The organism is Marinactinospora thermotolerans DSM 45154, assembly GCF_900167435.1.
Taxonomy (GTDB): domain Bacteria; phylum Actinomycetota; class Actinomycetes; order Streptosporangiales; family Streptosporangiaceae; genus Marinactinospora; species Marinactinospora thermotolerans.
Map to the genome: position 1 here is coordinate 1 of NZ_FUWS01000003.1, position 23189 is coordinate 23189.

At 71.8% G+C, this 23189-nt stretch carries 17 protein-coding genes, 1 pseudogene and 2 CRISPR repeat arrays; of the genes and pseudogenes, 9 read left to right on the top strand and 9 right to left on the bottom strand.

Annotated elements, in window-relative coordinates; all coding sequences use genetic code 11:
- Nucleotides 1-254: 254 nt before the first annotated feature.
- The gene (locus tag B5D66_RS05570) at nucleotides 255-902 is read right to left on the bottom strand and encodes a TetR/AcrR family transcriptional regulator (protein ID WP_078760560.1); all 648 of its coding nucleotides are present in this window, start codon (nucleotides 900-902) and stop codon (nucleotides 255-257) included.
- Nucleotides 903-982: 80 nt separating this feature from the next.
- On the opposite strand from B5D66_RS05570, the gene B5D66_RS05575 reads away from it, so the two are divergent.
- Nucleotides 983-2488, top strand: a complete 1506-nt coding sequence (locus B5D66_RS05575) for a serine hydrolase domain-containing protein (RefSeq protein WP_078760561.1) — start codon at nucleotides 983-985, stop codon at nucleotides 2486-2488.
- Nucleotides 2489-2589: 101 nt separating this feature from the next.
- Nucleotides 2590-2862: a CRISPR direct-repeat array (repeat unit 29 nt; unit sequence GGGACCATCCCCGCGTGCGCGGGGAGCAG).
- 316 nt (nucleotides 2863-3178) lie between these two features.
- Here the strand turns inward: B5D66_RS05575 and B5D66_RS05580 are convergent.
- Nucleotides 3179-3556 carry a winged helix-turn-helix transcriptional regulator gene (locus B5D66_RS05580; protein WP_078760562.1) on the bottom strand — a complete coding sequence of 126 codons (378 nt, stop codon included), beginning with the start codon at nucleotides 3554-3556 and terminating at the stop codon, nucleotides 3179-3181.
- An 81-nt stretch (nucleotides 3557-3637) separates the two neighbouring features.
- Between B5D66_RS05580 and B5D66_RS05585 the strand changes: the two genes are divergently transcribed.
- On the top strand, nucleotides 3638-4048 hold the full coding sequence (locus B5D66_RS05585; protein WP_078760563.1) for a RidA family protein: 411 nt from the start codon (nucleotides 3638-3640) through the stop codon (nucleotides 4046-4048).
- 519 nt (nucleotides 4049-4567) lie between these two features.
- Here the strand turns inward: B5D66_RS05585 and B5D66_RS05590 are convergent.
- Nucleotides 4568-5199: pseudogene (locus tag B5D66_RS05590) on the bottom strand (ATP-binding cassette domain-containing protein).
- A 311-nt stretch (nucleotides 5200-5510) separates the two neighbouring features.
- A CRISPR array of direct repeats spans nucleotides 5511-5783; the repeat unit is 29 nt; unit sequence CGGTCCATCCCCGCGTGCGCGGGGCTTGC.
- 547 nt (nucleotides 5784-6330) lie between these two features.
- On the opposite strand from B5D66_RS05590, the gene B5D66_RS05595 reads away from it, so the two are divergent.
- From B5D66_RS05595 to B5D66_RS05605, 4 genes are all read left to right on the top strand, one after another.
- Complete coding sequence (locus tag B5D66_RS05595; RefSeq protein WP_078760564.1) at nucleotides 6331-6984, top strand: TetR/AcrR family transcriptional regulator; 654 nt, start codon at nucleotides 6331-6333, stop codon at nucleotides 6982-6984.
- 38 nt (nucleotides 6985-7022) lie between these two features.
- Complete coding sequence (locus tag B5D66_RS05600) at nucleotides 7023-8207, top strand: acyltransferase family protein (protein ID WP_078760565.1); 1185 nt, start codon at nucleotides 7023-7025, stop codon at nucleotides 8205-8207.
- A 96-nt stretch (nucleotides 8208-8303) separates the two neighbouring features.
- A complete protein-coding gene (locus tag B5D66_RS25390; protein ID WP_159457218.1) occupies nucleotides 8304-8480 on the top strand; it encodes a hypothetical protein in 177 nt (58 codons plus the stop codon).
- A 281-nt stretch (nucleotides 8481-8761) separates the two neighbouring features.
- A complete protein-coding gene (locus tag B5D66_RS05605; protein ID WP_200813540.1) occupies nucleotides 8762-9373 on the top strand; it encodes a VanZ family protein in 612 nt (203 codons plus the stop codon).
- A gap of 70 nt (nucleotides 9374-9443) precedes the next feature.
- Here B5D66_RS05605 and B5D66_RS05610 read toward each other — a convergent pair whose 3' ends face one another.
- On the bottom strand, nucleotides 9444-10586 hold the full coding sequence (locus B5D66_RS05610; RefSeq protein WP_078760567.1) for an acetyl-CoA C-acetyltransferase: 1143 nt from the start codon (nucleotides 10584-10586) through the stop codon (nucleotides 9444-9446).
- 105 nt (nucleotides 10587-10691) lie between these two features.
- Complete coding sequence (locus tag B5D66_RS05615) at nucleotides 10692-12728, bottom strand: MDR family MFS transporter (protein ID WP_078760568.1); 2037 nt, start codon at nucleotides 12726-12728, stop codon at nucleotides 10692-10694.
- A gap of 212 nt (nucleotides 12729-12940) precedes the next feature.
- On the opposite strand from B5D66_RS05615, the gene B5D66_RS05620 reads away from it, so the two are divergent.
- Nucleotides 12941-14083 carry an acyl-CoA dehydrogenase family protein gene (locus tag B5D66_RS05620; protein ID WP_078760569.1) on the top strand — a complete coding sequence of 381 codons (1143 nt, stop codon included), beginning with the start codon at nucleotides 12941-12943 and terminating at the stop codon, nucleotides 14081-14083.
- Nucleotides 14084-14122: 39 nt separating this feature from the next.
- Nucleotides 14123-14293: a hypothetical protein gene (locus tag B5D66_RS25660; protein ID WP_200813541.1), complete on the top strand. Its 171-nt coding sequence runs from the start codon at nucleotides 14123-14125 to the stop codon at nucleotides 14291-14293.
- A 48-nt stretch (nucleotides 14294-14341) separates the two neighbouring features.
- Here B5D66_RS25660 and B5D66_RS05625 read toward each other — a convergent pair whose 3' ends face one another.
- From B5D66_RS05625 to pdxH, 3 genes are all read right to left on the bottom strand, one after another.
- Nucleotides 14342-16597 carry an ATP-binding SpoIIE family protein phosphatase gene (locus B5D66_RS05625; protein WP_078760570.1) on the bottom strand — a complete coding sequence of 752 codons (2256 nt, stop codon included), beginning with the start codon at nucleotides 16595-16597 and terminating at the stop codon, nucleotides 14342-14344.
- Between the two features lie 194 nt (nucleotides 16598-16791).
- Nucleotides 16792-17502 (bottom strand): iron-dependent transcriptional repressor DtxR, encoded by a 711-nt coding sequence (locus B5D66_RS05630; RefSeq protein WP_078760571.1) that lies wholly within the window; start codon nucleotides 17500-17502, stop codon nucleotides 16792-16794.
- A 238-nt stretch (nucleotides 17503-17740) separates the two neighbouring features.
- Nucleotides 17741-18403 (bottom strand): pyridoxamine 5'-phosphate oxidase, encoded by a 663-nt coding sequence (pdxH, locus tag B5D66_RS05635; RefSeq protein WP_078760572.1) that lies wholly within the window; start codon nucleotides 18401-18403, stop codon nucleotides 17741-17743.
- 160 nt (nucleotides 18404-18563) lie between these two features.
- Here pdxH and B5D66_RS05640 point away from each other — a divergent pair, with 160 nt between their 5' ends.
- Nucleotides 18564-19670 carry a citrate synthase 2 gene (locus B5D66_RS05640; protein ID WP_078760573.1) on the top strand — a complete coding sequence of 369 codons (1107 nt, stop codon included), beginning with the start codon at nucleotides 18564-18566 and terminating at the stop codon, nucleotides 19668-19670.
- Between the two features lie 67 nt (nucleotides 19671-19737).
- Here the strand turns inward: B5D66_RS05640 and B5D66_RS05645 are convergent, their stop codons facing one another.
- Nucleotides 19738-22944: a type 1 periplasmic-binding domain-containing protein gene (locus B5D66_RS05645; RefSeq protein ID WP_078760574.1), complete on the bottom strand. Its 3207-nt coding sequence runs from the start codon at nucleotides 22942-22944 to the stop codon at nucleotides 19738-19740.
- Nucleotides 22945-23189 lie beyond the last annotated feature (245 nt).

Consider the following 23189-nt stretch of genomic DNA (forward strand, 5'->3'; position numbering starts at 1 on the left):
GGGGGACCATCCCCGCGTGCGCGGGGAGCACTCTTACTGACCTGCAACGTTACCGAGCTCCGAAGCCGTTCACGACCACTTCTTAAGAAACCGGCAAAACACCCACCGAACCACGAACCACCCTCTGGACGGCCACAGGCCACCTCCCGGAGGAACGGCGAGGTCCACACCCGCCCCGACCACCCGGGAGACCACACCCCGCTAGGAGCGTCGCCCCGGCCCTGTAGGAGCGCCGGCGAGAACGCGCCCGCCCGTCAGGCGCCGTTGGCGTACTGGCGGCACTCGCCCGTGAAGACGGTGGCCAGCTCGGCGGCGATCAGCGACTCGGCCAGCTCGGCCGCCGGCGTCCCGTTCACCCCGGCCGGGTCCCGGTAGACCTGGGTGGCGAGCCCCTCGGTCACGGCGGCGAGGCGGACCGCCGCGGGCCACGGGTCGAGGTCCGGGGCGACCTCACCGCACTCCTTGCCGTTGTGGACGGCCCGGGCGATGTCCTCGCGCACCCGCCGCGCGGTCTCGGTGTCGACCTCGGCGAGGGCGGGCGCGTCCAGGGAGCGGCCGGCGAACGCCCGGGTGACGCGGAACTCGGTGCGGCGCCGCTCGTCGAGGGGGACGAACTCGGTCAGCGCCTCGGCGAGGACCCACGCGATGGGCCGCCGGTGCTCGATCCCGGCCCGGATCCGCTCCCCGGCCCGGTCCCGGATGGCCGCGCTCACCTCGTTGAAAGCGTGCAGCAGCATCTCGTCCTTGCTGCGGAAGTAGTGCTGCACCAGGCCGACCGACATCCCGGCGGCGGCGGCCGTGCGGGCGACGGTGACGGCGTCCAGGCCGTGTTCGGAGATGAGTTCGCGGACGGCGCCGGCGATCTGACGGCGACGTTCCTCGTGGTCGGCGGTCCTCGGCACTTGATAACCGTACCACCATACGATAAAAACCGTATCGCCATACGGTTATCCGTCCCGCCTCCGAAACCGATGAGGAACCCATGCGCTCCCGCCTGCGGCGCGTCGCCGCGAGCACGTCATCCCTGCTGCTCTGCCTGCTCCTGTGCCCGCCGGCCGGCCCGGCGTCCGCCGCCACCACCCCGGCCGGCGGCTACGCCACGATCGACGCCTACGTCCAAGAGCGGATGGAGGCCACCGGCGCCCCCGGCCTCTCCTACGCCGTGGTCGGCCCCAACGGACCCCTCCACCAGCGTTCCTGGGGAACCGACGGGCACGGCGAACCCGTCACCGCCGACACCCCGTTCCTGTGGGGCTCGATCGCCAAACCGGCCGCCGCGACCGCCGTGATGGTCCTCGTCCAGGACGGGCGGCTCTCCCTGGACGACCGGATCGTCGACCACCTGCCCGGCTTCGGCTTCGGCGGCCCCGCGCACGCCTCCCGCGTCACGGTCCGCCACCTGCTCCACCAGACCGCCGGCATCCCCGCGTCAGCGACACCGAAGGTCACCGACTGCCTCGACGCCGACTGCCCCGGCGCGGCCGAACGCGCCCGCGCCCTCGACGACGTCACCCCCCTCGGCCCGCCCGGAACCGTGTACGCCTACAGCAGCGCCAACTACCTCGTCCTGACCGCCCTGGTCGAGTCCGTCACCGGACGGCCCTTCGCCGACCACCTCGAACACGCCGTGCTCGACCCGGCCGGCATGGACGGCGCCATCACCGGCCGGGCGTCCGCCCGGGAGCGGAACCTCCCCCCGGGGCACCAGCTGCTGTGGGGCGTCGCGAGCCCGGTCGCCGGCGGCGTGGACGACGACGGCGCGGGCTACGGCTACCTGGGCGGGGACCTGAACGACCTCGCCGCCTTCGCCGCGTTCCAGCTCCGACAAGGCGAGACCGCCGAGGGCGCGGCCGTCCTCACCCCCGAATCCACGCGGCTAATGCGTGAGGAGGGCCGGCTCCACCCCGACGGCTCCGGGACCGGGTACGGGCTGGGCTGGCGGGTCGGCGGCCTGGACGCGCCCCTCGACGGCGCCGTCTGGCACACGGGCGGGACCCCCGGCTACTCCGCGATGGTGTTCCTGCTGCCCGAACAGGACGTCGCCCTCGTCCTCTCCCAGAACCTGTACGGACTCCTCCAGGACACGGCGGTCATGGAGGTCGGCTTCGGCGCCGCCCGGATCCTCGCGGGCGGCGGGGCGCCCGCCGACGCGCCGTCCGCCTCCGCCCACCACGCGGCCGTGTGGGGCACCACCGCCCTGGCCGTGGCCATGGTCCTGGCGGCGCTCCGCTCGGCCCTGCTCCTGCGCCGCCCGGCCGCGCCCCTCCCCCTCCGGCGGCGCCTCACCTCGACCGTCGCCTGGTGCGTGGCGGGGGTGCTGCCGTGGGCCGCGCCGGCCCTGACCACGGGCCTGATGGGGCCGGGCCGGCTCGCGGCCTGGGTGCCCGACCTCGCCGTCTCGGTGGGTGCCGCCGTGGCCGCCGGCACCGCGACCGCCCTCCTGCGCATCGCCCTCGCCGTCCGCGACGCCCGCGCCGCCCGGCCATGACCGGCCCCCGGCCAGGTCGGTGACCCGCCGCGACCCGCCGCGCCCGGACCGCGAGCACGCGGGGAGCAGAAGCCGAGCGGCTCGCCACCAGTGCCGGTCCCGGGACCTTCTCCGCGCGCGTGGGCAGCAGATGCCCTCGCGCACCCAGCCGCGGATTTGTTTGGGACCATCCCCGCGTGCGCGGGGAGCAGGGGCTGGAACAGCAGTCCATGGCGTGGGTCCAGGGACCATCCCCGCGTGCGCGGGGAGCAGTTCCGCCTCGGCTTGCTGCTTGGTTGCTCGCGGGGACCATCCCCGCGTGCGCGGGGAGCAGCTCGGCCACGCTCTCGGGAGAGCGGCGCCGACGGGACCATCCCCGCGTGCGCGGGGAGCAGACTTACTGACCTGGGACGTTATCAGCAGGCACCCCTCGTTTCGACCACTTCTTGAAATTCGCCCAGTCGGCGAGAAAAACCATTCGGAGTCACAAAAGCCGCGAACAGTTCACGTCTTCGCCTCCCCCGCCTGTGGCGGTAGGCCCCGCTCCCGGCTCCGGAGTCGCGCGTCCGGCACCACGCACGGCCGGTCACAGCGTCGAGGACATGCCCGTTCCCAACGCGGACCGCTCCGAGGCCACGCCCCGCCCGCCCACCCCGTTCCCCTCCGGCCAGGGGAAACGCTGGATGCGCACGCCCACCGCGCCGCTCCTCCTCACCCCTCCTCCGCGTCGAACCGGGCGCGTGCGCGCTCGACGCGGGGCATGTTGGCGGTGGACCACTCCAGGAGCGCGTCGATGAGGTCCTGGAGCGTCTTACCGAGCGGCGTGATCCGGTACTCGACGGCGATCGGCCGCGTGTTCACGATGAGACGTTCGACCATCCCGTTGCGTTCGAGGCGCCGCAGCGTCGCCGTGAGCGACTTCTGCGTCACGACGGGGATCGCGCGGCGCAGCTCGTTGAAACGCAGGGACCGTTCACACAGCTCGTCGAGCACGTGGAGCGACCACTTGTCGAGCACCTGGTCGAGCAGCTCGCGGTGTGTCGCGGTGATCTGGGGCCGGTCGGGCGCGGGGTGGGCGGTTTCCTTCATGACACCTAGTCTCGTTGAAGTTCCCTTTACACACCAAGTAGACATGGGATACCTGCTGATCCGCAAGCGGAGGAGTCTCCCATGACCGTGCAGTTGCTGAGCCCCGAAGGCATGTTCCAGCCCGTCCCCTACCACCACGTCTCGATTGGCACGGGCACCCGCCACGTGCACGTGGCCGGCCAGATCGCCCGCGACGGCGAGGGGAACCGCATCGCGCCGGGCGACCTCGCCGGCCAGGTGGTGCAGTCCCTGCGCAACACCGCGCGCGGCCTGGCCGGCGCCGGGGCGACCTTCTCCGACGTCGTACGGCTCAGGTTCTTCGCCACGGACTGGAGCCCCGAGAAGTACGACGCCTTCATCGCGGGCATCGAACGCGCCACCGAGGAGCTGGGGATCCCGCGGCCGTTGCCGCCCGCGTCGCTCATCGGCGTCGACTACCTGTTCGAGCCCGACGTGCTCGTCGAGGTCGAGGCGTTCGCCGTCCTCGACTGACCGGGACACCCGCCACGGCCCCGCACTCCACGGAACGCGGGGCCGTCGGCGTCGGCCGGCCCCGCCCCGGCTTGATGCCGTGGGGCGCGCCTCGCAGCGGGTCCCACCCATCCCGGCGACGCCGCCCACAGCCCCCACGGTCTCCGGCCCACGCGATCCCGGTCCCCGCACGCGGGGCGACCCGGAAACCGGCAGGCCGCCGTGGGGCTGCCGGCCCCGGCGGGGAACGGATTTCCGTCCTTCCCTATCTCGCGCCGGATAGTGGCCGAAACCGGGAGACCGGAGATCAGCGGTTCGACATCTCCCGCAGTCCCTGCCGGGGAACCATCGGCCGTCGACCGGAACACGGGCCGCCCACTACGGCCGGACGGAAGCCCCTGTAAGACGGTTTCGGGCAGTCCGGTCGCGTCCTCACCACCGGAATGACCGCACCTCTATCGGCTCAGTGCATTTTCGTCATGGCCGGTTCTAGTCGGCGCGGCGAGTCCCCGCCCGCCGCCAACGGACCGGTTCTCCGCTTCACCCGCTGAGGGCCGACCTCGTGTGCGCCGAAACGTCGAAGGTGTGATCGCAGGCGTCGCGCACGCTGTCGTTGTGGGTGGCGACGAGCACGGTGCGCCCCTCACGGCTCATCTGCCGCAGCACGTCCACGACCATCGCGCCGTTGGCGGCGTCGAGCGCGCCGGTGGGCTCGTCGGCCAGCACCAGCGCGGGGCGTTTGACCAGCAGCCGGGCCAGGGCGACGCGCTGATGCTCCCCGCCGGACAGGTGGTGCACGATCTCGCGTTCACGGCCGGCCAGCCCCACGCGTTCGAGCGCCGCGCCGTGGTCCCGCGGGGTGCCGCGTCGCCGGGCCACGTCGAGGTTGGCCCGACCGTGGTGTTGTCGATGAGCGCGTAGTCCTGGAAGAGGTAGCCGAGCCGGTCGCGGCGGAACCGGCGCCGCCCGCCCGGCCGGAGCCGGGTCAGGTCGGTGCCCTCGAACAGGATCCGCCCGGTGTCGGGGTGTTCCAGCAGGCCGACGCAGTTGAGCAGGGTGGTCTTGCCCGAGCCGCTGGCGCCGACGAGGGCGAGCATCCGGCCCGGTTCGACCTCAAGGTCCAGATCGCTCCACAGGGTGCGCGCTCCGAAGGACTTGCCGAGGCTGTTCAAGGATGAGCATGCTCTCTCTCGCGTGTCAGGCCCGCGTGGCGCCTTGGCGGACCACTCGGCGGTGGAAGACGGTGAGGGCGCCCAGGACGAAGGCGGAGGCGAGCGAAGCGATCGGCCACGGCGTGGAACGGTTCGACGCCGAGGTGCGGGGGGAGGCCGGCGGGATTCGGCCGGATAGGGTCGCGCATGGCGGCGAGCAGGTTCAGGGGGCTCCAGGCCGACCAGCCGGCGAAGGCCAGGAGGATGGCCCCCTCCCCGGCCAGGAACCGCCGCGCGTCGCGGTGCCCCCTCCGCCCGGCGCATCTTCAGCTCGGTCCATCCCCGCGTGCGCGGGGCTTACACCGAGCGCGCCTACCCGGAGCTGGTCAACCACGGTCCATCCCCGCGTGCGCGGGGCTTGCTCGGCCGCGCCGCCCAGAGTGATCCCCGAGCGCGGTCCATCCCCGCGTGCGCGGGGCTTGCCCCGTAGGTAGGGGTCGCCAGGGCGTCCAGCTCGGTCCATCCCCGCGTGCGCGGGGCTTGCGGGCTCATGGGCCTCATCAGCCCGCTCGGGATGGGTCCATCCCCGCGTGCGCGGGGCTTGCAGAAGATGACCTGCGGGTTCGCGGGCCGTTATCTCCGCTTTATAAAACTCGGGAGCCCATTGGTGCGGCCCGTGGGTCGAGCCGGTGACAGTCATTCTGCCCGAAGGTTCTCCTTTCGGGACCGTGAAACCGGAGGGGCGCTCCGCGCGAGGAGCGCGTCATCCCAACGGGCGCCGTCATGACCCAGACGGGCCCCTCCCCGCCTGCGCGGGAGTGCACCCAGCCGACGACACCGCCGGGTAAGAGGCCGTCCCCTCCCCGCGCGCGGGGAGCACCGTCGTGACCTGGGACGTCATCAGTGGATCTCTCCCCGGAGCGGCCGCTTCCCGGAGCTCGGGTACGAGGCCCCGAAGCGCCCCGCGGCCCCCGGCTTCCAGGGTCCGGCGCCTCCCGCTCTTCCCGGGCGTTCGGAAGCCCTCCGCCGCCCGGTCGGTCTCCGAGCGTGTTCGCAGGACCCCTCCCGCCCCTGAGACGGGCCAGGGTCCTCTCAGGGTTACCTAGGGGGAAACCCCTATTGTCACCTGGCCATGCGTGCTAAATTCTGGCCATGCGGTCAGAAAATAAGCCAAGCGGCCAGAAGAACAGGAAGGGTCGTTCGTTCATCGAGCAGGCCCGGCGGGCGCAGATCATCGACGCCGCGATCGCCACGATCGCCGACGTCGGGTTCGCCAACGCCTCGTTGGCCCGGATCGCCGAGCGCGCCGGGATCAGCAAGGGCGTCATCTCCTATCACTTCGCGGGAAAGGACGAGCTGGTGCAAAAGGTGGTGGACCAGATCTACACCGACGTCGCCGATTCGGTGGTCGCCGAGATCACCGAATGGACCGAGGCGCCCACCGCCACCGCGGTCCTGCGTACCCACATTCTGACCGTGGCCGCCTATATGCGCGACCATCGCGAACACCTGAAGGCGCTGAGCGAGATCTTCACCGGATTCCGCGACCCCGACGGCCGTTCCCGCTACGGCGTGCAGAGCAGCGACCCGATCTACGACTCCCTGGAGGCCGTGTATCGGACCGGCCAGGAGCGCGGGGAGTTCCGCCCGTTCGACACGCGGGTGATGGCGGTCAGCCAGCAGGCGGCCATCGACCACATGTTCGCCTACTGGGAGAACCACCCCGAGCACGATCTCGACGCCTACGCCCGCGAGCTGGCCGACCTCTTCGAGCACGCCACTCGCGCCATCCCTCCCGGGAGCTGATCCCGGGCCCCCACCGGTACGGAAGCGAGCCCCCCCAGATGACCGAACAGGTACACCCCCCAACGGCCCCCGGCCGTCCGGAACCTCCCCGGACGGCCGGGCGGCCCCGGCTCTACTACGTCGACAACCTGCGCGTGGTGCTGACCGTCCTGGTCCTGGCCCACCACGTCGCCGTCACCTACGGCAACATCCCCGTCTGGTACTACAGCGAGCCGGCCACCGACGGCTCGGGGGCGCTGCTGGACCTGCTGGTCATCACCAACCAGACCTTCTTCATGGGCTTCTTCTTCCTCATCTCCGGGTACTTCGTGCCCGGCTCGCACGACCGCAAGGGGGGACGCGGCTTCGTCCGCGAGCGGCTGGTCCGGCTCGGCGTGCCGCTGCTGCTGTTCCTGCTGATCCTGCGCCCGATCGTGATGCACCCCAGCTTCGTCCTCATCCAGGAGGCGTCCGCCGCCGAGGGCACGGAGCTCCCGTACTGGCTGTTCTACCTGCTCTCCTGGGACCCGGGGCCGTTGTGGTTCGCCGAGGTGCTGCTGGTGTTCTGCCTGGTCTACGTGCTGGTGCGGCGGTTGCGCGACCGGCGGGCAAAGGACGTGGAAGCCGTGCCCGCGGCCCCCGGCCGGCTGCCCGGCCCGCTCGCGGTGGTGGCGTTCACGGTCGGGCTGGCGCTGGTCAGTCACGTCTGGCGCACCCTCTTCCCCGCCCTGCACTGGCCGGTCGTGGGCCTGCCCAGCCCGCAATACCTGCCGCAGTACGTGGCCCTGTTCGTCGTCGGCGTGTTCGCCTTCCGCGGGGACTGGCCCCGGCGGATCCCCCGCAAGGCGGGCGGGGTGGCCCTGGCCGTGGCCGGGGTGGCGTTGACCGCCTGGATCGCGGTGCACGTCCTGTGGGACGGGACCGTCCCGGGACCGGACGCCCTCGCGCCCGCGGTGCTCCTGCTGGTGGAGAGCACCTTCGCGGTGTCGGTGATCATCGCCCTGACCGTCCTGTTCCGCGAGCGTTTCAACCGGCAGGGCCGGTTCGGCCGGCTCCTGGCCGACAACGCCTTCGCCGTGTACGTCCTGCATCCGCTGGTGCTGATCGGGGTGAGCATGGCGTTGAGCGGCTGGGAGGCGATCGCCGTGGCGAAGTTCGCGGTGGTCTTGGTGCTCTCGGTGCCGCTGTGCTGGCTGGTGGCCGTCCTCGTCCGGGCGATCCCGGGGGTCAAACGGTTCCTGTGACGCCCCGCGGAGCGGGTGGGGGCGCCGTGCCGGTTACCCCGCCGTGAAGGCGGGTAGCGGCGCGGGGCACGACCGGCACGCGAGAGGAGCGGCGCGATGACGATGCCCGAGGAGAACAGGGCGAAGACCGGCGACACCGACCAGAACCTGCCGTCCCCCGATGAGGAGAACGAGCAGGGCAACGGGGAGGAGCGCGACGACCGGAGCCAGATGAGGGCCGCGCTGGAGGACGAGATGAAGCGGACGGGGACGACCCGCGAGGACTTCGAGTAGGCGCGCCCCGAGACGCTTCGCCGGCCGGTTCCCTCCACCCGGCCCCACGGCCCCCGCGGGCACGTTCCGCGGGGGCCGTCCCGTCTCCCCGAAGCGGGTCCGGCCGTTCCGGGCGTAGCGGACGACCGGATCCCCGACCCGGCCACCGGAACCCGCTGTTCCCGGCCCCCGCCCGCATGATTCCCCGAGCAGGGGGAATCCTCCGGGCGCGTCGGTGGCAGGACCGGTCCTCCCGGCCCGTTCCCGGTGATCCACCGGCGCAGGCGGCTCAGGAGGAAACGATGAACGTCCCCTCTCCGCAGACCGACGGACAGCCCGGCCCCGTCCGGGCCACACCCACGGAGCCGGGACAGCCCTCCCGGCTCCGGGCGTTCGGGGTACTGGTACTCCGCGCCCTCGCCGTGCTGGTGGCGTTCGTCGCCATGGTCGGCTTCGCGGCCTTCCTCGCCCAGATCACGCTCACCCCCGTGCCCGGCGCGGTCGGCGTGGTCCACAGCAACCTGGAGCCGGGCGCGTCGCTGCGGCTGTACCTGGACGCCCCGGCGCACGAGGCGCTCAAGCAGGTCGGCGGCAACGTCGTGCTGGGCGTCCCCTTCGGGGTGCTGCTGCCGGTGCTGCTGCCGCGGACGCGCGGCGTTCGGGTGGTGCTGTTGACCGCGCTGGTGATGTTGCTGGTGGAGGTGGCCCAGGGGCTCCTGGTGACGGGACGCGCCTTCGACATCGACGATGTCATCCTCAACACCTCGGGGGCGCTGATCGGGTACGCGGTGGTCGGCCGGCGTATCGCGCGGACCGTGCACCGGTCCCATCGGCGCCGCCGGGGCGCGCGGCACGCGGCCCGGGCCGAGCCCGGCGATGAGGCCACGGAGTCCACGCGGGCCGGCGCCGGCTAGGAGGCGGCCCGGCCGCCGAAGGTCCCCGGCCCTCGTCCGAGCGGCGAGGGGCGGGGACCCCCGCGCCCGATCAGACCCGCTCGACGATCGTGACGTTGGCCTGGCCGCCGCCCTCGCACATCGTCTGGAGGCCGTAGCGGCCACCGGTGCGGTGCAGTTCGTGGACGAGCTTGGTCATCAGCACGGCACCGGTCGCGCCGAGCGGGTGGCCCAGCGCGATCGCGCCGCCGTTGGGGTTGACGGTGGCGGGGTCGGCGCCGATCTCACGCTGCCAGGCGAGGGGGACGGGCGCGAACGCCTCGTTGATCTCGGTGACGTCGATGTCGCCGATGCTCAACCCCGCCTTCTTCAGCGCGATGCGGGTGGCGGGGATCGGCGCGGTGAGCATGTAGACGGGGTCGTCGCCCACCAGCGAGAGCTGCACGATGCGGGCCAGCGGGGTCAGCCCGTGGTCGGCCACCGCGCGCTCCGAGGCGATCAGGACGGCCGCGGCGCCGACGGAGATCTGGCTGGCCACCGCGGCCGTGAGCGCCCAGCCCTCGCGCAGCGGCTTGAGCCCGGCCATGGCCTCCAGGGAGGTGTCGGGGCGCACCCCCTCGTCGCGGGTGACGCCGGCGATCGGGGCGACCTGCCCGTCGAAGCGGCCCTCGGCGAGGGCGGTGGCGGCCCTGCGGTGGCTCTCCAGCGCGTAGACCTCCAGGTCCTCGCGGGAGAGACCCCACTTCTCGCACATGAGCTGGGCGCCGCGGAACTGGGAGATCTCCTGAAGGCCGTAGCGTTCGACCCACCCCTCGCCGTAGAGGGCGAGCCCGGCGTCGATCGCGTACTGGACGTTGGAGCCCATGGGGACCATGCCCATGTTCTCCACGCCGGAGGCGACCACGAGGTCCTGGGTGCCGGACATGACCCCCTGCGCCGCGAAGTGGACGGCCTGCTGGGAGGAGCCGCACTGGCGGTCGATGGTGACGCCGGGGGTGGTCTCGGGCAGGCCCGCCGACAACCAGGAGGTGCGGGCGAGGTCGAGGGCCTGAGGGCCGACCTGGCTGACGCAGCCCATGATGACGTCCTCGACCGCCGAGGGGTCCACCCCGGTGCGGTCGACGAGTTCCCTGAGCACGTGCGCCCCCAGGTCGGCGGGGTGCACGGCGGCCAGCGCGCCCTTCTTCGTCCCTACGGGGGTGCGGACCGCTCCGACGATGTATGCCTCAGCCACGGTGTCCTCCTGGGGGCCTCCGGTCGAACCTGTAAACCGAACCATATTCGGCCGAGGGCGGCCGGCACGACCCCGGGGCGCGATTGCGCGAGGTGGGCGGGCGTCCTACAGCGGGCGGGCGGGCCCCGGGTCGCGGACCAGCTCGGCGTCGGACTCCTCCCCCAGCGTCCGCCGGGACAGGTCGTAGAGCAGGGCCACCAGTTCGGGATGCTCCTCGGGCGAGTAGTCGCGCAACGCCCGGTGCAGCGCGTCGTCCTGGGCCTCGAAGAGCCGGCGGGCGACGTCGCGCCCGTGGGCGTTGAGCCGCCACGTCGAGGACTCGTCGGCGAGCAGGCGCGCGGCGGTGAGCTCCTGGTGCACCTGGTCGAGGGTCTCCTCCCGGGCCTTGGACAGGCGCGCCAGTTCCTCCCCGGTGATGGGACCGGTGACCGCCATGTGCGTCACCAGCCAGCACGCGGCCGGGGACAGGTCGACGTGGGCCTCCCCGGCCAGCCGTTCGTACATCCGCCGCCCGCCCTGGCGGCCGCTGATCCGCCAGGCCATCCGCTCGACCGCGGCGAGACGGTCGCGGCTGGTCGCCACCGGCGCGATCGTCTCGTCCAGGTCGGGGGTGCCGACCGTGGTGCGCAGCGGGACCTGGCGCAGGAACAGCGAGAGGAGGAAGGCGATGGCGGCCACCGGGACCGCGGCCAGGAAGACGGTGTCCACCGAGTCGGCGTAGGCGCCCAGGAACAGCTCGCGCGACTCGGCCGGGAGCTGCGCGAGCAGCCCCGTCTCGTTCTGGAGGCGTTGGATGTCCATACCGGCCGGGACCTGGATGCGCCCGGCCAGTTCGCTGATGTTGTCTTCGAGCTGCGCGGCGAACACCGCGCCGAAGATCGAGGTGCCGAACGCGCCGCCGATGGAGCGGAAGAAGGTCGCCGCGGACGTGGCCACCCCCAGGTCGCGGTACTCGGCCGCGTTCTGCACGGCGATGACGACCACCTGCATGGTCAGTCCCAGGCCCACCCCGAGCAGGAAGAAGTAGCCGCTCATGACCCACACCGAGGTGTCGGGTCGCAGGTGGGAGAGCAGGTAGAGGGCGACGGTCACCACCGCGGTCCCCACGATGGGGAAGAGCCGGTAGTGGCCGGTGCGGCTGACGAGAATGCCACTGCCGATCGAGCACAGCAGCAGGCCCAGCACCATGGGCAGCAGGTGCAGCCCCGAGGCGGTGGGTGAGTAGCCGTGCACCACCTGGAGGAACAACGGCAGGTAGGCCAGCGCCCCCATCATCGCGAACCCCACCGCGAAGCTCACCAGCACCCCGACGAGGATGACCGGGTTGCGGAACAGCCCCAGCGGCAGCACCGGCTCGGCCGCCCGGCGCGCGCTCAGCCACCACAGCGCCCCCAGGATGACGGCGGCCACGGCCAGGCCGATGATCTGCGGGGAGATCCAGTCATAGGTGGTGCCGCCCCACGAGGTGATCAGCACCAGCGCGACCGATGTCGCGCCGAGCAGCACGATCCCGGCGTAGTCGACGTCGGTGCGGCGGACGTCGGGACGCAGCGCGGGCAGCACGAACACCAGCACCACCAGCGCGACGACGCCCAGGGGGAGGTTGACGTAGAACACCCAGCGCCACGACAAGTTGTCGACGATGAACCCGCCCAGCAGCGGGCCGGCGACGCTGGCGACCCCGAACACCGCGCCGAACAGCCCCTGGTACCTGCCGCGCTCCCGGGGCGGCACCACGTCGCCGATGATCGCCTGGGCCAGCACCATGAGCCCGCCGCCGCCGACGCCCTGGACGGCCCGGAACAGGATGAGGTGTTCGAAGGTCCGGGCCAGCCCGCACAGCGCCGAGCCCACCAGGAAGATGACGATGCACAGCAGGAACAGCCCTTTGCGGCCGAACTGGTCGCCGAGCTTGCCCCACAGGGGCGTGGTCGCGGTGACGGCGAGCAGGTAGGAGGTGACCACCCAGGAGATGTGGCTGAGGCCGCCGAGGTCGGAGACGATCGTGGGCATGGCGGTGGACACGACCGTCTGGTTCAACGCCGACACCAGCACCGCCAGCAGCAGCGCGCCGACGATGACGAGGACGTGCGTCTCCCCCGCCTGCCGGCGCCTGCGGTAGGACGCCGCGTGCTTGGCCATGGCTCGCTCCCCCGTTCGAGACACCGGTCCCGCACATGACAATACGCTCAGTAACGTCTTCTTCACCTAGAGCGACGCAGTGAAGTTCCGACATCGGCGCCGGGAACACCTGCCATGTAAAACCGAACAGGATTCGGTTACGGTGTCCCCAGCAGACGACGGACACCGACCACCGCCCGCGCGGCGGCGCCGGCGCGACCGAGGGAGCGGAGATGCGCAGGGAACTCTTCGACACCGAACACGACCTCTTCCGCGCCTCCGTGGCCGAGTTCCTCAAACGCGAGGTCACCCCCTTCCACCCCCAGTGGGAGAAGGACGGCATCGTCCCGCGCGAGGTCTGGACGAAGGCCGGCGAGGTCGGCCTGCTCGGCCTGGGAGTGCCCGAGGAGTTCGGCGGCTCCGGGATCGACGACTACCGCTTCAACGCCGTGGTGGGTGAGGAGATCACCGCCGCCGGCGCCTCGGGGCTGGGCTTCACCCTGCAAAACGACGTGATGGCCCCCTACCTGGTCGGCCTGACCACCGACGAGCAGAAGCGCCGCTGGCTGCCCGGCTTCGCCGACGGGAGCCTCATCACCGCCATCGCCATGACCGAACCCGGGGCCGGCAGCGACCTCCAGGGCATCCGCACCACGGCGGTCCGCGACGGCGACCACTACGTCCTCAACGGGCAGAAGACCTTCATCACCAACGGCATCAACGCCGACCTGGTGATCGTCGTGGCCCAGACCGACCCCGACGCCGGCGCGCACGGCTTCTCCCTCATCGCCGTGGAGCGGGGCACGCCCGGCTTCGAACGGGGACGCAACCTCGACAAGATCGGCCTCAAGGCCCAAGACACCGCCGAGCTGTCCTTCACCGACGTGCGCGTGCCCGCCGCCAACCTCATCGGCACCGAGAACCAGGGCTTCATCCACCTGATGCGCAACCTGCCGCAGGAGCGGCTGTCGATCGCCGTCGCGGCGACCGCGGGCGCGGAGCGGATGCTCGCCCGGACCATCGACTACTGCAAGGAACGCACCGCGTTCGGCCGCCCCATCGGCAGGTTCCAGAACACCCGCTTCGTCCTTGCCGAGCTCGCCACCGAGATCGACCTCGCCCGTACCTACGTCGACCGCGCGATCACCCTGCACAACCGCGGCGAACTCACCGCCGAGGACGCGGCGAAGGCCAAATGGTGGACCACCGAACTGTGCAACAAGGTGATGGACCGCTGCCTCCAGCTCCACGGCGGATATGGGTACATGATGGAGTACCCCGTGGCGAAGGCCTGGCAGGACGCCCGCATCCAGTCGATCTTCGGTGGGACGACCGAGATCATGAAGGAGATCGTGGGACGCTCGCTGGGCCTGTAGCCACGTCCCCTCGGGTCACGGCGAAAGGGTCACGACGACATGTACTCCGGCGCGTACGACGGTGCCATCGTCCTTGGACTGCTGGTCATCCTCCTGGTCCTGGGGGTGCGCATGCTCCGCCGCCGGATACACGTCCCCTGGACGACCGGCGGGATCGTGGTGTTCTTCATCTTCCTGGTGCTGCTGCTGTGGGCGTGGTCCTGGCGGTGACACAACGGTGCGGGGCCCGTCGAGCGACGGGCCCCGCACCGTGGAAGCTCACTCGCCCTGCATGGGCACCTCGAACCAGACGGCCTTTCCGTCGGGGGTGGGACGCGACCCCCAGCGGGTGGCCAGCTGGTCGACGAGGTACAGGCCCCGGCCGCCCTCGTCGTCGGCGCCCGCGCTCCTGATCCGGGGCAGGCGCAGGTCGTGGTCGAACACCTCGACCCACACCGACGACGCGCCCCGCCGCAACCGGAGCAGGAACTCGCGGCTGGGCTGCTCCTCGGGTTCGCCGCCCGCCTCCTCCAGCAGGTCCGACCAGTCCTCGTCGAAGTCGTCGAACCCGCCCCCCGACACTCCGAAGTCGGTCGCGGCGTCGGAGTCCTTCACCCCGTTGGCGGTGAACTCGCGGCTCACGGGGTGCGGGGTGGCGTGGATGACGACGTTGGTGACGATCTCCGACACCAGCAGGCAGGCGAGCTCGGCCTGGTCGCGGTCCATCCCCCAGTCGGCGAAGGTCGACGCGGCGAGGTGGCGGGCCTCGGCGACGGTGGGCGCCTCGGCGACGAACCAGCCCTCCTGAAGGGCGAGCTCCTCGGGGTGGGAGCGCACCACCAGCAGCGCGGTGTCGTCGTCGATCTCGCCGGGGACCGCGGTCACGGCGGCCTCGGCGATCTGCTCCACGTCCTTGCTGGCGACCTCGCGCACCCGGTCGTGCAGCCGCGCCATCGAGCGGGCGATGTCGACCGTGCCCCCCAACGGGCGGCGGTCGACCAGGCCGTCGGTGTAGAGCAGCAGCGTGGCGCCCGGCGGGAGGGTGAGCGTGGCCTGGTGGTAGACCCCGTCGTCGAGGCCGGCCCCCTTGACCTTGACCCCCAGCAGGCGGTCGGTCACCTCGAGCTCCAGGTCCTCGACCCGGCCCTCGCAGATGAGCAGGGGCGGCTGGTGGCCGGCGTTGGCGTAGGACAGCTCGCGCGACCAGGCGTCGTAGACCATGTACAGACAGCTGACGCTGGGCACCCACACGCCGCCCTCGCCGTCGGGACGGCCGAGCTGGCGGACCCACTCGTCGAGCTCGCGCAGGATGTCGGCGGGTTCGCGGTCGGCCTGGGCGAAGGCGCGCAGCGCCGCGCGGAGCTGGCCCATGACCGCCGCGGCGTGCGGCCCCCGGCCCTCGACGTCGCCGACGACCATGCCGACCCGGCCCGCCGACAGGGGGATGACGTCGTAGAAGTCACCGCCCACCTGGGTCTGGATGCCGTGGCCGTGGGTCTCCAGCGGCTTGGCGGGGATGTAGCGGTGGGCGATCGTCAGGCCGTCGAAGGCGGGGAAGGAGCGGGGCAACAGGCTGTTCTGGAAGGCGAGCGCCGTGCTGCGCTCCTCCTCGAACAGCCGCGCGTTGTCGATGGCCAGCGCCACCCGCGAGGCGATCGCGCCCACCAGGTCACGGTCGAACCCGTCGTAGGCGGTCTTGTCGCGGGGGGACAGGTTGGACAGCGCGAGCGTCATGGCGCCCAGCAGCTCGCCCCGGGCCCGCAGCGGCGCCGCGATGGCCGAGGTGATGCCGACCTGCTCGGAGACGATGGCCGAGTGCTCGTTGGGGGCGACGTTGCCGGCGTGCACGTAGTCGCCGACGACGATGGTCTCGAGCCGCCGCATCGCCTTGCGCACGAAGTGGTGGTCGGGGTAGCTGACCTCCTCGCCGACGTCGATCCAGCTCCCGGGCGGGGGCCGCCACCCCTCGGCGTGCACCGAGACCTTGCGGACGAGACGGTCGTGGTCGTAGAGGTCGATGAAGCAGTGGTCGGCGAACTGGGGGACGAGGATCTCGGCGACCGACTTCATGGTGGTGCCGAACTCCAGGGAACTGGAGAGCCGGGTGCCGACCCGGTCGATCAGGCCGTACTGCTCCTCGACCCGGCCGTTGCGCATGGCCTCGTAGGCGAAGATGACGATGCCCTCGATGGCACCGGAGGAGTGCTTGTACGGAACGGCCTGGGCGCGCACGTGGATCCAGGTGGAATCGCCGCGCAGGGCCGCGAACGTGCCCTCCCAGGTCTCGCCCTTGAGGACCCTGCGGGCGAGCTGGGCGGCGTTCTCGGAGTCGGCGTCGTGGACGCCGATGTCGAGCAGGGAGGCGCCGAGGTGGTCACGACCGCGCGAGAGGCCGAACAGCTCCGCCGCGTAGGCGTTCCAGTAGCGGAGGTGACTGAAGCGATCGGTGACGATGACGGCGACCTGTGCATGATCCAGGACCTCGGCCCCTGCGAGCGGGTCCTCGCCGGAGAAGGTCTCCCCCCACCGCTTCATAAAGTCGCCACCTCGCCGTCACGGACCGTACTCATGATGACCCACACGTCCCGCACCGCCCCCGCGTGACGGGTACCTGGAGCTCCACGTCGACCGGCCCACGCCATGAGGTGAGGGTAGCAACAGGGAGAACACGCGCGCAGACCAACGTGACATCTGTCCGCGGAGCACCGCCCCGGCACTTCACGGATGTATCACGGCTTGGTGACGAAAATATGGCCGGCGATCTGCCGCGGCAGATCGGTCGGCTCACCGTCCCCGTTCGCCCCACTGCTCACCCGGACGCCATCGTCGCCGGCGACGACCACCACGTCCTGCTCGGGCCGGACCCCGGCGCGCTTGAGGAGCAGCATGACCTCGGTGTCGCTTTGGACCTGCTCGCTGATGCGCCGCACGGTGACGGCGGTCTCGACCGCGTTGGCGACCTCGACCATCGGGACGATCGAGTCGTCGGAGAAGGGCTCGGGCGAGTAGTCCTTGAGCCCGAGCTCGTCCAGACCGGGGATCGGGTTGCCGTGCGGGCAGACCGAGGGGGCGTTGAGCAGCTTGACCAGGCGTTCCTCGACGGCCTCGGAGATGACGTGCTCCCAGCGGCAGGCCTCGACGTGGACGTCCTCCCAGGGCAGGCCGATGACGTCGACGAGCAGCCGCTCGGCGAGACGGTGCTTGCGCATGACGTGAGTCGCGAGCGTGCGCCCCTCCTCGGTCATGACGAGGTGCCGGTCGTTCTCGACACGCAGCAGGCCGTCGCGTTCCATGCGCGCGACGGTCTGGCTGACCGTCGGACCGCTCTGCTGGAGTCGTTCGGCGATACGAGCGCGAAGCGGCACGATGCCCTCTTCTTCGAGCTCGAAGATGGTGCGGAGGTACATCTCCGTGGTGTCGATAAGCCCGTGTGCGGTCAAGGCTCCCCCTCCCCTCGTGGGCCCGTTGAGAGCGTTCAACGGCAGATCTCTCAACGCGGGCCAGCGCGCTCGTGTTCCGGGGTGTCCATGCGGTCTGCGCCGCATTTCGTCGGGTCACAGCGCTCCTGGCCGCGGGAGCGGCCACCGATATCCCCATCATAGCGTGGCAACGGAAGGCCCACTTCCCGGCAATGCACGGACCGTAACCGGGTCACACCCCCCGCGACCGGCCGTGGCCCTAGGGGGAGAGCCGGTCGATCTCCCACCCCTCCTCGCCGCCGTCCGGGGCGGGAAGGTAGCGGAAGCGGTCGTGCATCCGGTCGGGACGCCCCTGCCAGAACTCCACCTCCGTGGGACGGATGCGGAACCCGCCCCAATAGGAGGGGCGCGGCACCGGCTCGCCCGGCGCCCACCTCCGCTCGAACCGCGCGTACAGCTCGTCGAGCTCCTCCCGTCCCGTCACCCGGGCGGACTGCCGCTCGCTCGCCCACGCCCCGATCTGCGAGCCGCGGGGGCGGCGCGCGAAGTAGGCGTCGTTCTCCTCGTCACTGAGACGTTCGACACTGCCGCAGACGACCACCTGCCTGCGGAGCGCGTGCCAGGGAAAGACCGCGCAGACCCGGGGTTCGGCCTGGAGGGCGCGCCCCTTGCGGGAGGTGTAGTTGGTGAAGAACCGCAGGCCACGCTGGTCGTAGCCCTTCAGCAGGACGGTCCGCGCCCGGGGTGCGCCGGTCTCCTCCACCGTGCTCAGCACCATGGCGTTGGGTTCGGCCAGCCCCGCCGTGTGCGCCTGTGTGAACCAAATGTGAAACTGCTCCATGGGATGCGGAGCCAGAGCGGACCGGTACAAGGGCGTACCGTCGTAAGGTTCACGCAGCTCGGCGGGGTCACAATGGTCCATAGTGGTGCATCCTCACACGACCTGGAGGCAAGGCGCCAGCCGACGATAGAACCACCAGGCCTATCGGAACCATTGCGGCACCTCGCGTGTCATCGAAAAATGCCTAACCGGTTCACTGGACCAACCCCGTCCATGGACCGAGAAGACGGAGGAAGCCGGTATGTCGGACTTCAAACCCGGGCTCGAAGGAGTCGTGGCGTTCGAGACCGAGATCGCCGAACCGGACAAGGAGGGCGGCGCCCTCCGGTACCGGGGCGTCGACATCGAAAGCCTCGTCGGTCACGTCACCTTCGGGCGCGTATGGGGGCTGCTGGTCGACAACAGCCTCGATCCCGGACTTCCCTTCGCGGACCCCATCACCCCGCCGGTCTCGACCGGTGACGTGCGCGTCGACGTCCAAAGCGCGCTGGCGACCCTGGCACCGCGCTGGGGCTTCAAGCCGCTGCTCGACATCGACGACGCGGAAGCGCGCGACAACCTCGCCCGCGCGGCCTCCGCCGCCCTGTCCGTGATCGCCCAGTCCGCCCACGGCGACCAGCCCGCGGTCCCGCAGGAGCGGGTCGAGGAGGGCTCGACCGTGGTCGAGCGCTTCATGATCCAGCTCCGCGGCGAGCCCGACCCCCGCCACGTCAAGGCCGTCGACGCCTACTGGACGTCGGCCGCCGAGCACGGCATGAACGCCTCGACGTTCACCGCCCGCGTCATCGCCTCCACCGGCGCCGACGTGGCCGCCGCGCTCTCCGGCGCCGTCGGCGCCATGTCCGGCCCGCTGCACGGCGGCGCCCCGGCCCGCGTGCTGCACATGCTCGACGAGACCGAGCGCATCGGCGACGCCCGCGCCTACGTCACGCAGGCGCTCGACAAGGGCGAGCGGCTCATGGGCTTCGGCCACCGCGTCTACCGCGCCGAGGACCCGCGCGCCCGCGTGCTGCGCCGCACCGCCAAGGAGCTCGACGCCCCGCGCTACGAGGTGGCCGCCGCGCTGGAGACCGCCGCGCTGGAGGAGCTCCAGGCCCGCAAGCCCGACCGCGTCCTCGCCACGAACGTCGAGTACTGGGCCGCCGTGGTCCTGGACTTCGCCGAGATCCCCTCAACGCTGTTCACCTCGATGTTCACCAGCGCCCGCACCGCCGGCTGGTCGGCGCACATCCTGGAGCAGAAGCGCACCGGCCGCCTGGTCCGCCCCAGCGCCCGCTACACCGGTCCGGCCGAGCGCGACATCGCCACGGTCGAGGGCGCGAAGGAGGCCCTGGGCCAGGGCGTCTGAGCACCCGTGGAGCACACCTGAGAAGACCTCGTGGCCGTCGGCCACGGGGCCTTCTTGGTTTCCGGGGCTACTGGCAGCCGGGCCCCTGGAACTCGTCCCCCGCGGCGATCGGGCCGCACACGGCGATCGGCACCTGCCCGCCGCCCGGCCCGGGTTGGACGAGCTGGATCATCTTGTCCTCGAACCAGTGCCCCGCCTCCTCGCTCCCGAACTGGATGAGCCCGCTGACACCGCTGATGTCGCGCGTCTGCGTGATCGCCGCCAGCAGGTCCCTGGGCGGTGCCAACCTGTCGCCGTCGCCGACCCGCTGCCGCTCCTGGGTCCGGCGCACCGCCTCGGTGATCACGAACAGCCCGTCGGAGGCCATGACGGCGTGGGCCCACGAGGGGCGCTCGGTCGGCCCCTGCCCCTCCGAAGCCACGTTCAGCCCCAGTTCCTCCTCCAAGGCGCCGAGCTGCTCGTAGTATCCGGCGTCGCCGCGCTCGCCCCGGACGCCCCAGGTGCCCGTGGCGGCGAGGGGCGTGTAGTAGACCGGGTACTCCTCGGCGTGGGTCGCGAGCTCCCCCAGGTTGTCGGAGATGTACTTGCTGACGTCGTCGCCGGCCAGGACGCGGACCCCCGACACGCAGCGTCCCCGGGTGCGCAGGTCGGCGTAGAAGGCGCCGAAGTCGTCGGAACGGCCGGCGTAGTAGACGAGGTCGGGAGGGTCGGCGCAGATCTCGGCGACGCGCTCGCGCAGGGTCGGCTGTCCCTGGCCCCCGTAGGTGAGGACGCCCCGCTCCGAGAGCTGCCCGTCGGCTCTGGGCAGCCGCGTCCCCAGATCGGGGATCGTCCCGCCCAGTGCCTCGAACCGGGCGAGGAAGGTCGTCGCCAGCCCCACCCCGTACAGCTCGCCGGTGGAGTCGTCGGCGATGGCGATCGCGTCGCCGGACGGTTCGAGTCCGCCCTCCTGTCCCGCGCCGGCCCCGTAACGGGCCCAGTAGGCGGCCTGTTCGGCGATGCGCGTGTTGGAGGGGGCGATGGGGAAGAAGTAGGCGCTGTGCCGGAAGGGTTCCAGCAGGCTGATCTGGTCGTAGGTCGCCGTCGTGCCGACCATGGGCAGCCCCGCCTCGGTGAGCCGCGAGATGGCCTCGCGGGTCGGGGCGAGGCTGGTGCCGAACCCCAGCGCGACCAGCAGCGTGGGGTCCTGCCCGATCCGGTCGGCGATCATGTCGGCGACCCTGGGCGCGTGCTCCCAGGTCTGGCCGGCGTTGGCGAGCAGGATGCGCACCTGCGCGTAGCCGTGCCGGGGGAACTCGTCGTTGTAGGAGCGCTGCCCGTGGGCGAGCCCGAGCAGCTCGCCGTGGGTTCCGGCCAGCAGGTCGTTCTCGTCCTGGGTGTCGCGCACGGTCAGCGCACCGAAGTAGACGACCGTGACGTAGGGCCTGTCGGTGTCGACGGCGGCGTTCTGTTCGGCGATGCGCTGTTGGACCGACTCCAGCCGCTCGTGGAAGTCGAACGACCCGTCGGTGATCCCGACGCACTCGCCGGCCACCTCGACGATGCCATCGGGGGGCCGGTAGGCCGAGCCGCGCACGCAGGGGTTCCCGCTGCGGGCGAGGGCCGGCAGCATGTGCCAGAACAGGGCGAAGACCAGCACGGCGGCGAGTACTCCCCCACCGGTGAGGGAGCCCAGCCACAGCAGCGGCGTGGCGACCCGTTCCCGGTCGGCCGCCGCCACGGCCTCCTTCGCCCGCGGGCCCGCCGTGACCTGTCCCGTGACGACCCTGCGGGGGCCGAGCCGCCCCACCGCCTGCCGGGTCGCGTTCCAGGTGCCGAGCTCGTCGGGGAGCGTTCCCACCGTGGACGCCGCGTCGCGCGCGTCCACCACGCGCGTCAGTTCCGGCGGGAGCGCGGAACTGGAGGTGCGCACCACCACGACGACGAGCGGGTCGGGGAAGCGGTGCTCGCGCCGGACCCGTTCCAGCAGCCGCAGCAGGTACAGGCTCACCGCGTCGGCCCCGGCCGACCAGTCGACGACGAGGACCGGGGCGCGGTGCCGGCCCCGCCGGGGCAGCACCCCGTGCCGGCGCCGCGTGGAACCGTAGACGTCCTCCAGGTCCGACAGCAGCGCGTTCACCGCGAGCAGGTGCAGTGCCGAGGGCTGCTGCGGGTCGGGGGCGCGCTTCTTCCTGGCCGCCGCGCCGCGCTCGACGGCCTCCCTGGCCCTTCCCCGCTGGACGTCGTTGACGAGGTGCAGCCCCATGTCGCGGTGGCCGGCGCGCGCCCCCTTGGCCTGGATGGCCTCGTCCCTCAGGTAGGGCTGGCGGCGCAGCCACCGGTACCGCCGCCAGGGCAGCACCAGCAGCAGGAGCATCAGCAGGTACGGAACGAGCAGGACGACCGCGAGCACGACCGACATGACGTCGTCGAGGGTGCCCGCGCCGCGCGCGAGGACCGGGATGCCGATCGCGGCGACGGTGGTGAGGATGAAGCCGATCGGCGCGATCAGCCGCTCCTCCATCCGCCCGAAGGTCAGCCGTTCGGAGCAGAAGGCGACGAACCGGTAGAGCAGGTCGGTGAACCGCCAGATCCGGTCGGACCAGCCCTGCGGCAGGGCCGCGGTCCACGGGCCGGGGCCGGCGCCCGAACCTCCCCGAAGCTGCTCGGCGACGTAGATCTGGGCGCGGCGGTCCAGGGGCAGTCCAACGGGGTCGGGCGCGGAGGTGGAGTTGTGCAGCCTCTGGTAGACCTCGGCGGCGTCCAGGCGGACCAGGTGCCCCAGGGAACGGAACCGGCGCAGCCGAGGGCGCGGCGGGTCCTGGCTCACGCGCAGGTGGCGCTGGAGGAAGGTGGCCCCTCCGGCCGCCCCCGTGCCCGCCAGCTGGTCGGCGATCTCCTCCAGGCGGCGGTGCAGCTCGTCGGTGGAGACCGGTCCCGGCGCGCGGCCGACCGCGCGGGCGCTTCGGGGGGTGCGGGCCACGGGTTGGTTGCCGCAGCGCCGCACCAGCAGGTCTGTTGCCTCGCGGGCCTCCTGAAAGCCCGCGGCGACCAGGTCCAGCACCGGCGGGGGCGCCACGATCTCCCCGCCCCACGGCGCCGACGCCGGTTCGGGGCGTTCGGTCGGGCGCCGCCGGTCACGCCTGCGGGCCTCCCGGTGCCATCGGCGCACCTCCTCGGGGGCCGGCCGTCTCCTGAGAGCGTCGAAGACCCTCAGGAAGCCCGGCGTGGGGGCGACCGGGGCCGCCGAGGCTCCCGATCGGGGGGTGGGCCGGTGGCCGGAGGTCTGACTCATGGATGTCTCCGCTGGGGGTGCGGTGTCGCCGAGTGGGTCCGATCGCCGTTCTCCGACTATCCAGAAAAGGGATTTCTCTTATCGAATTCGGCCTTAACGGATTATGCGTCGCCCCGGGGAGTAGATAAAGAAGACAGCCGATTATGGCCACAAAGCGACATCTTGATCATCCCTGTTACGTGTTCACAGCAGGAAAAGGGTCGACACGCCCTCGCGCCCCCTCCCCGACCCCCTCCCCTCACCTG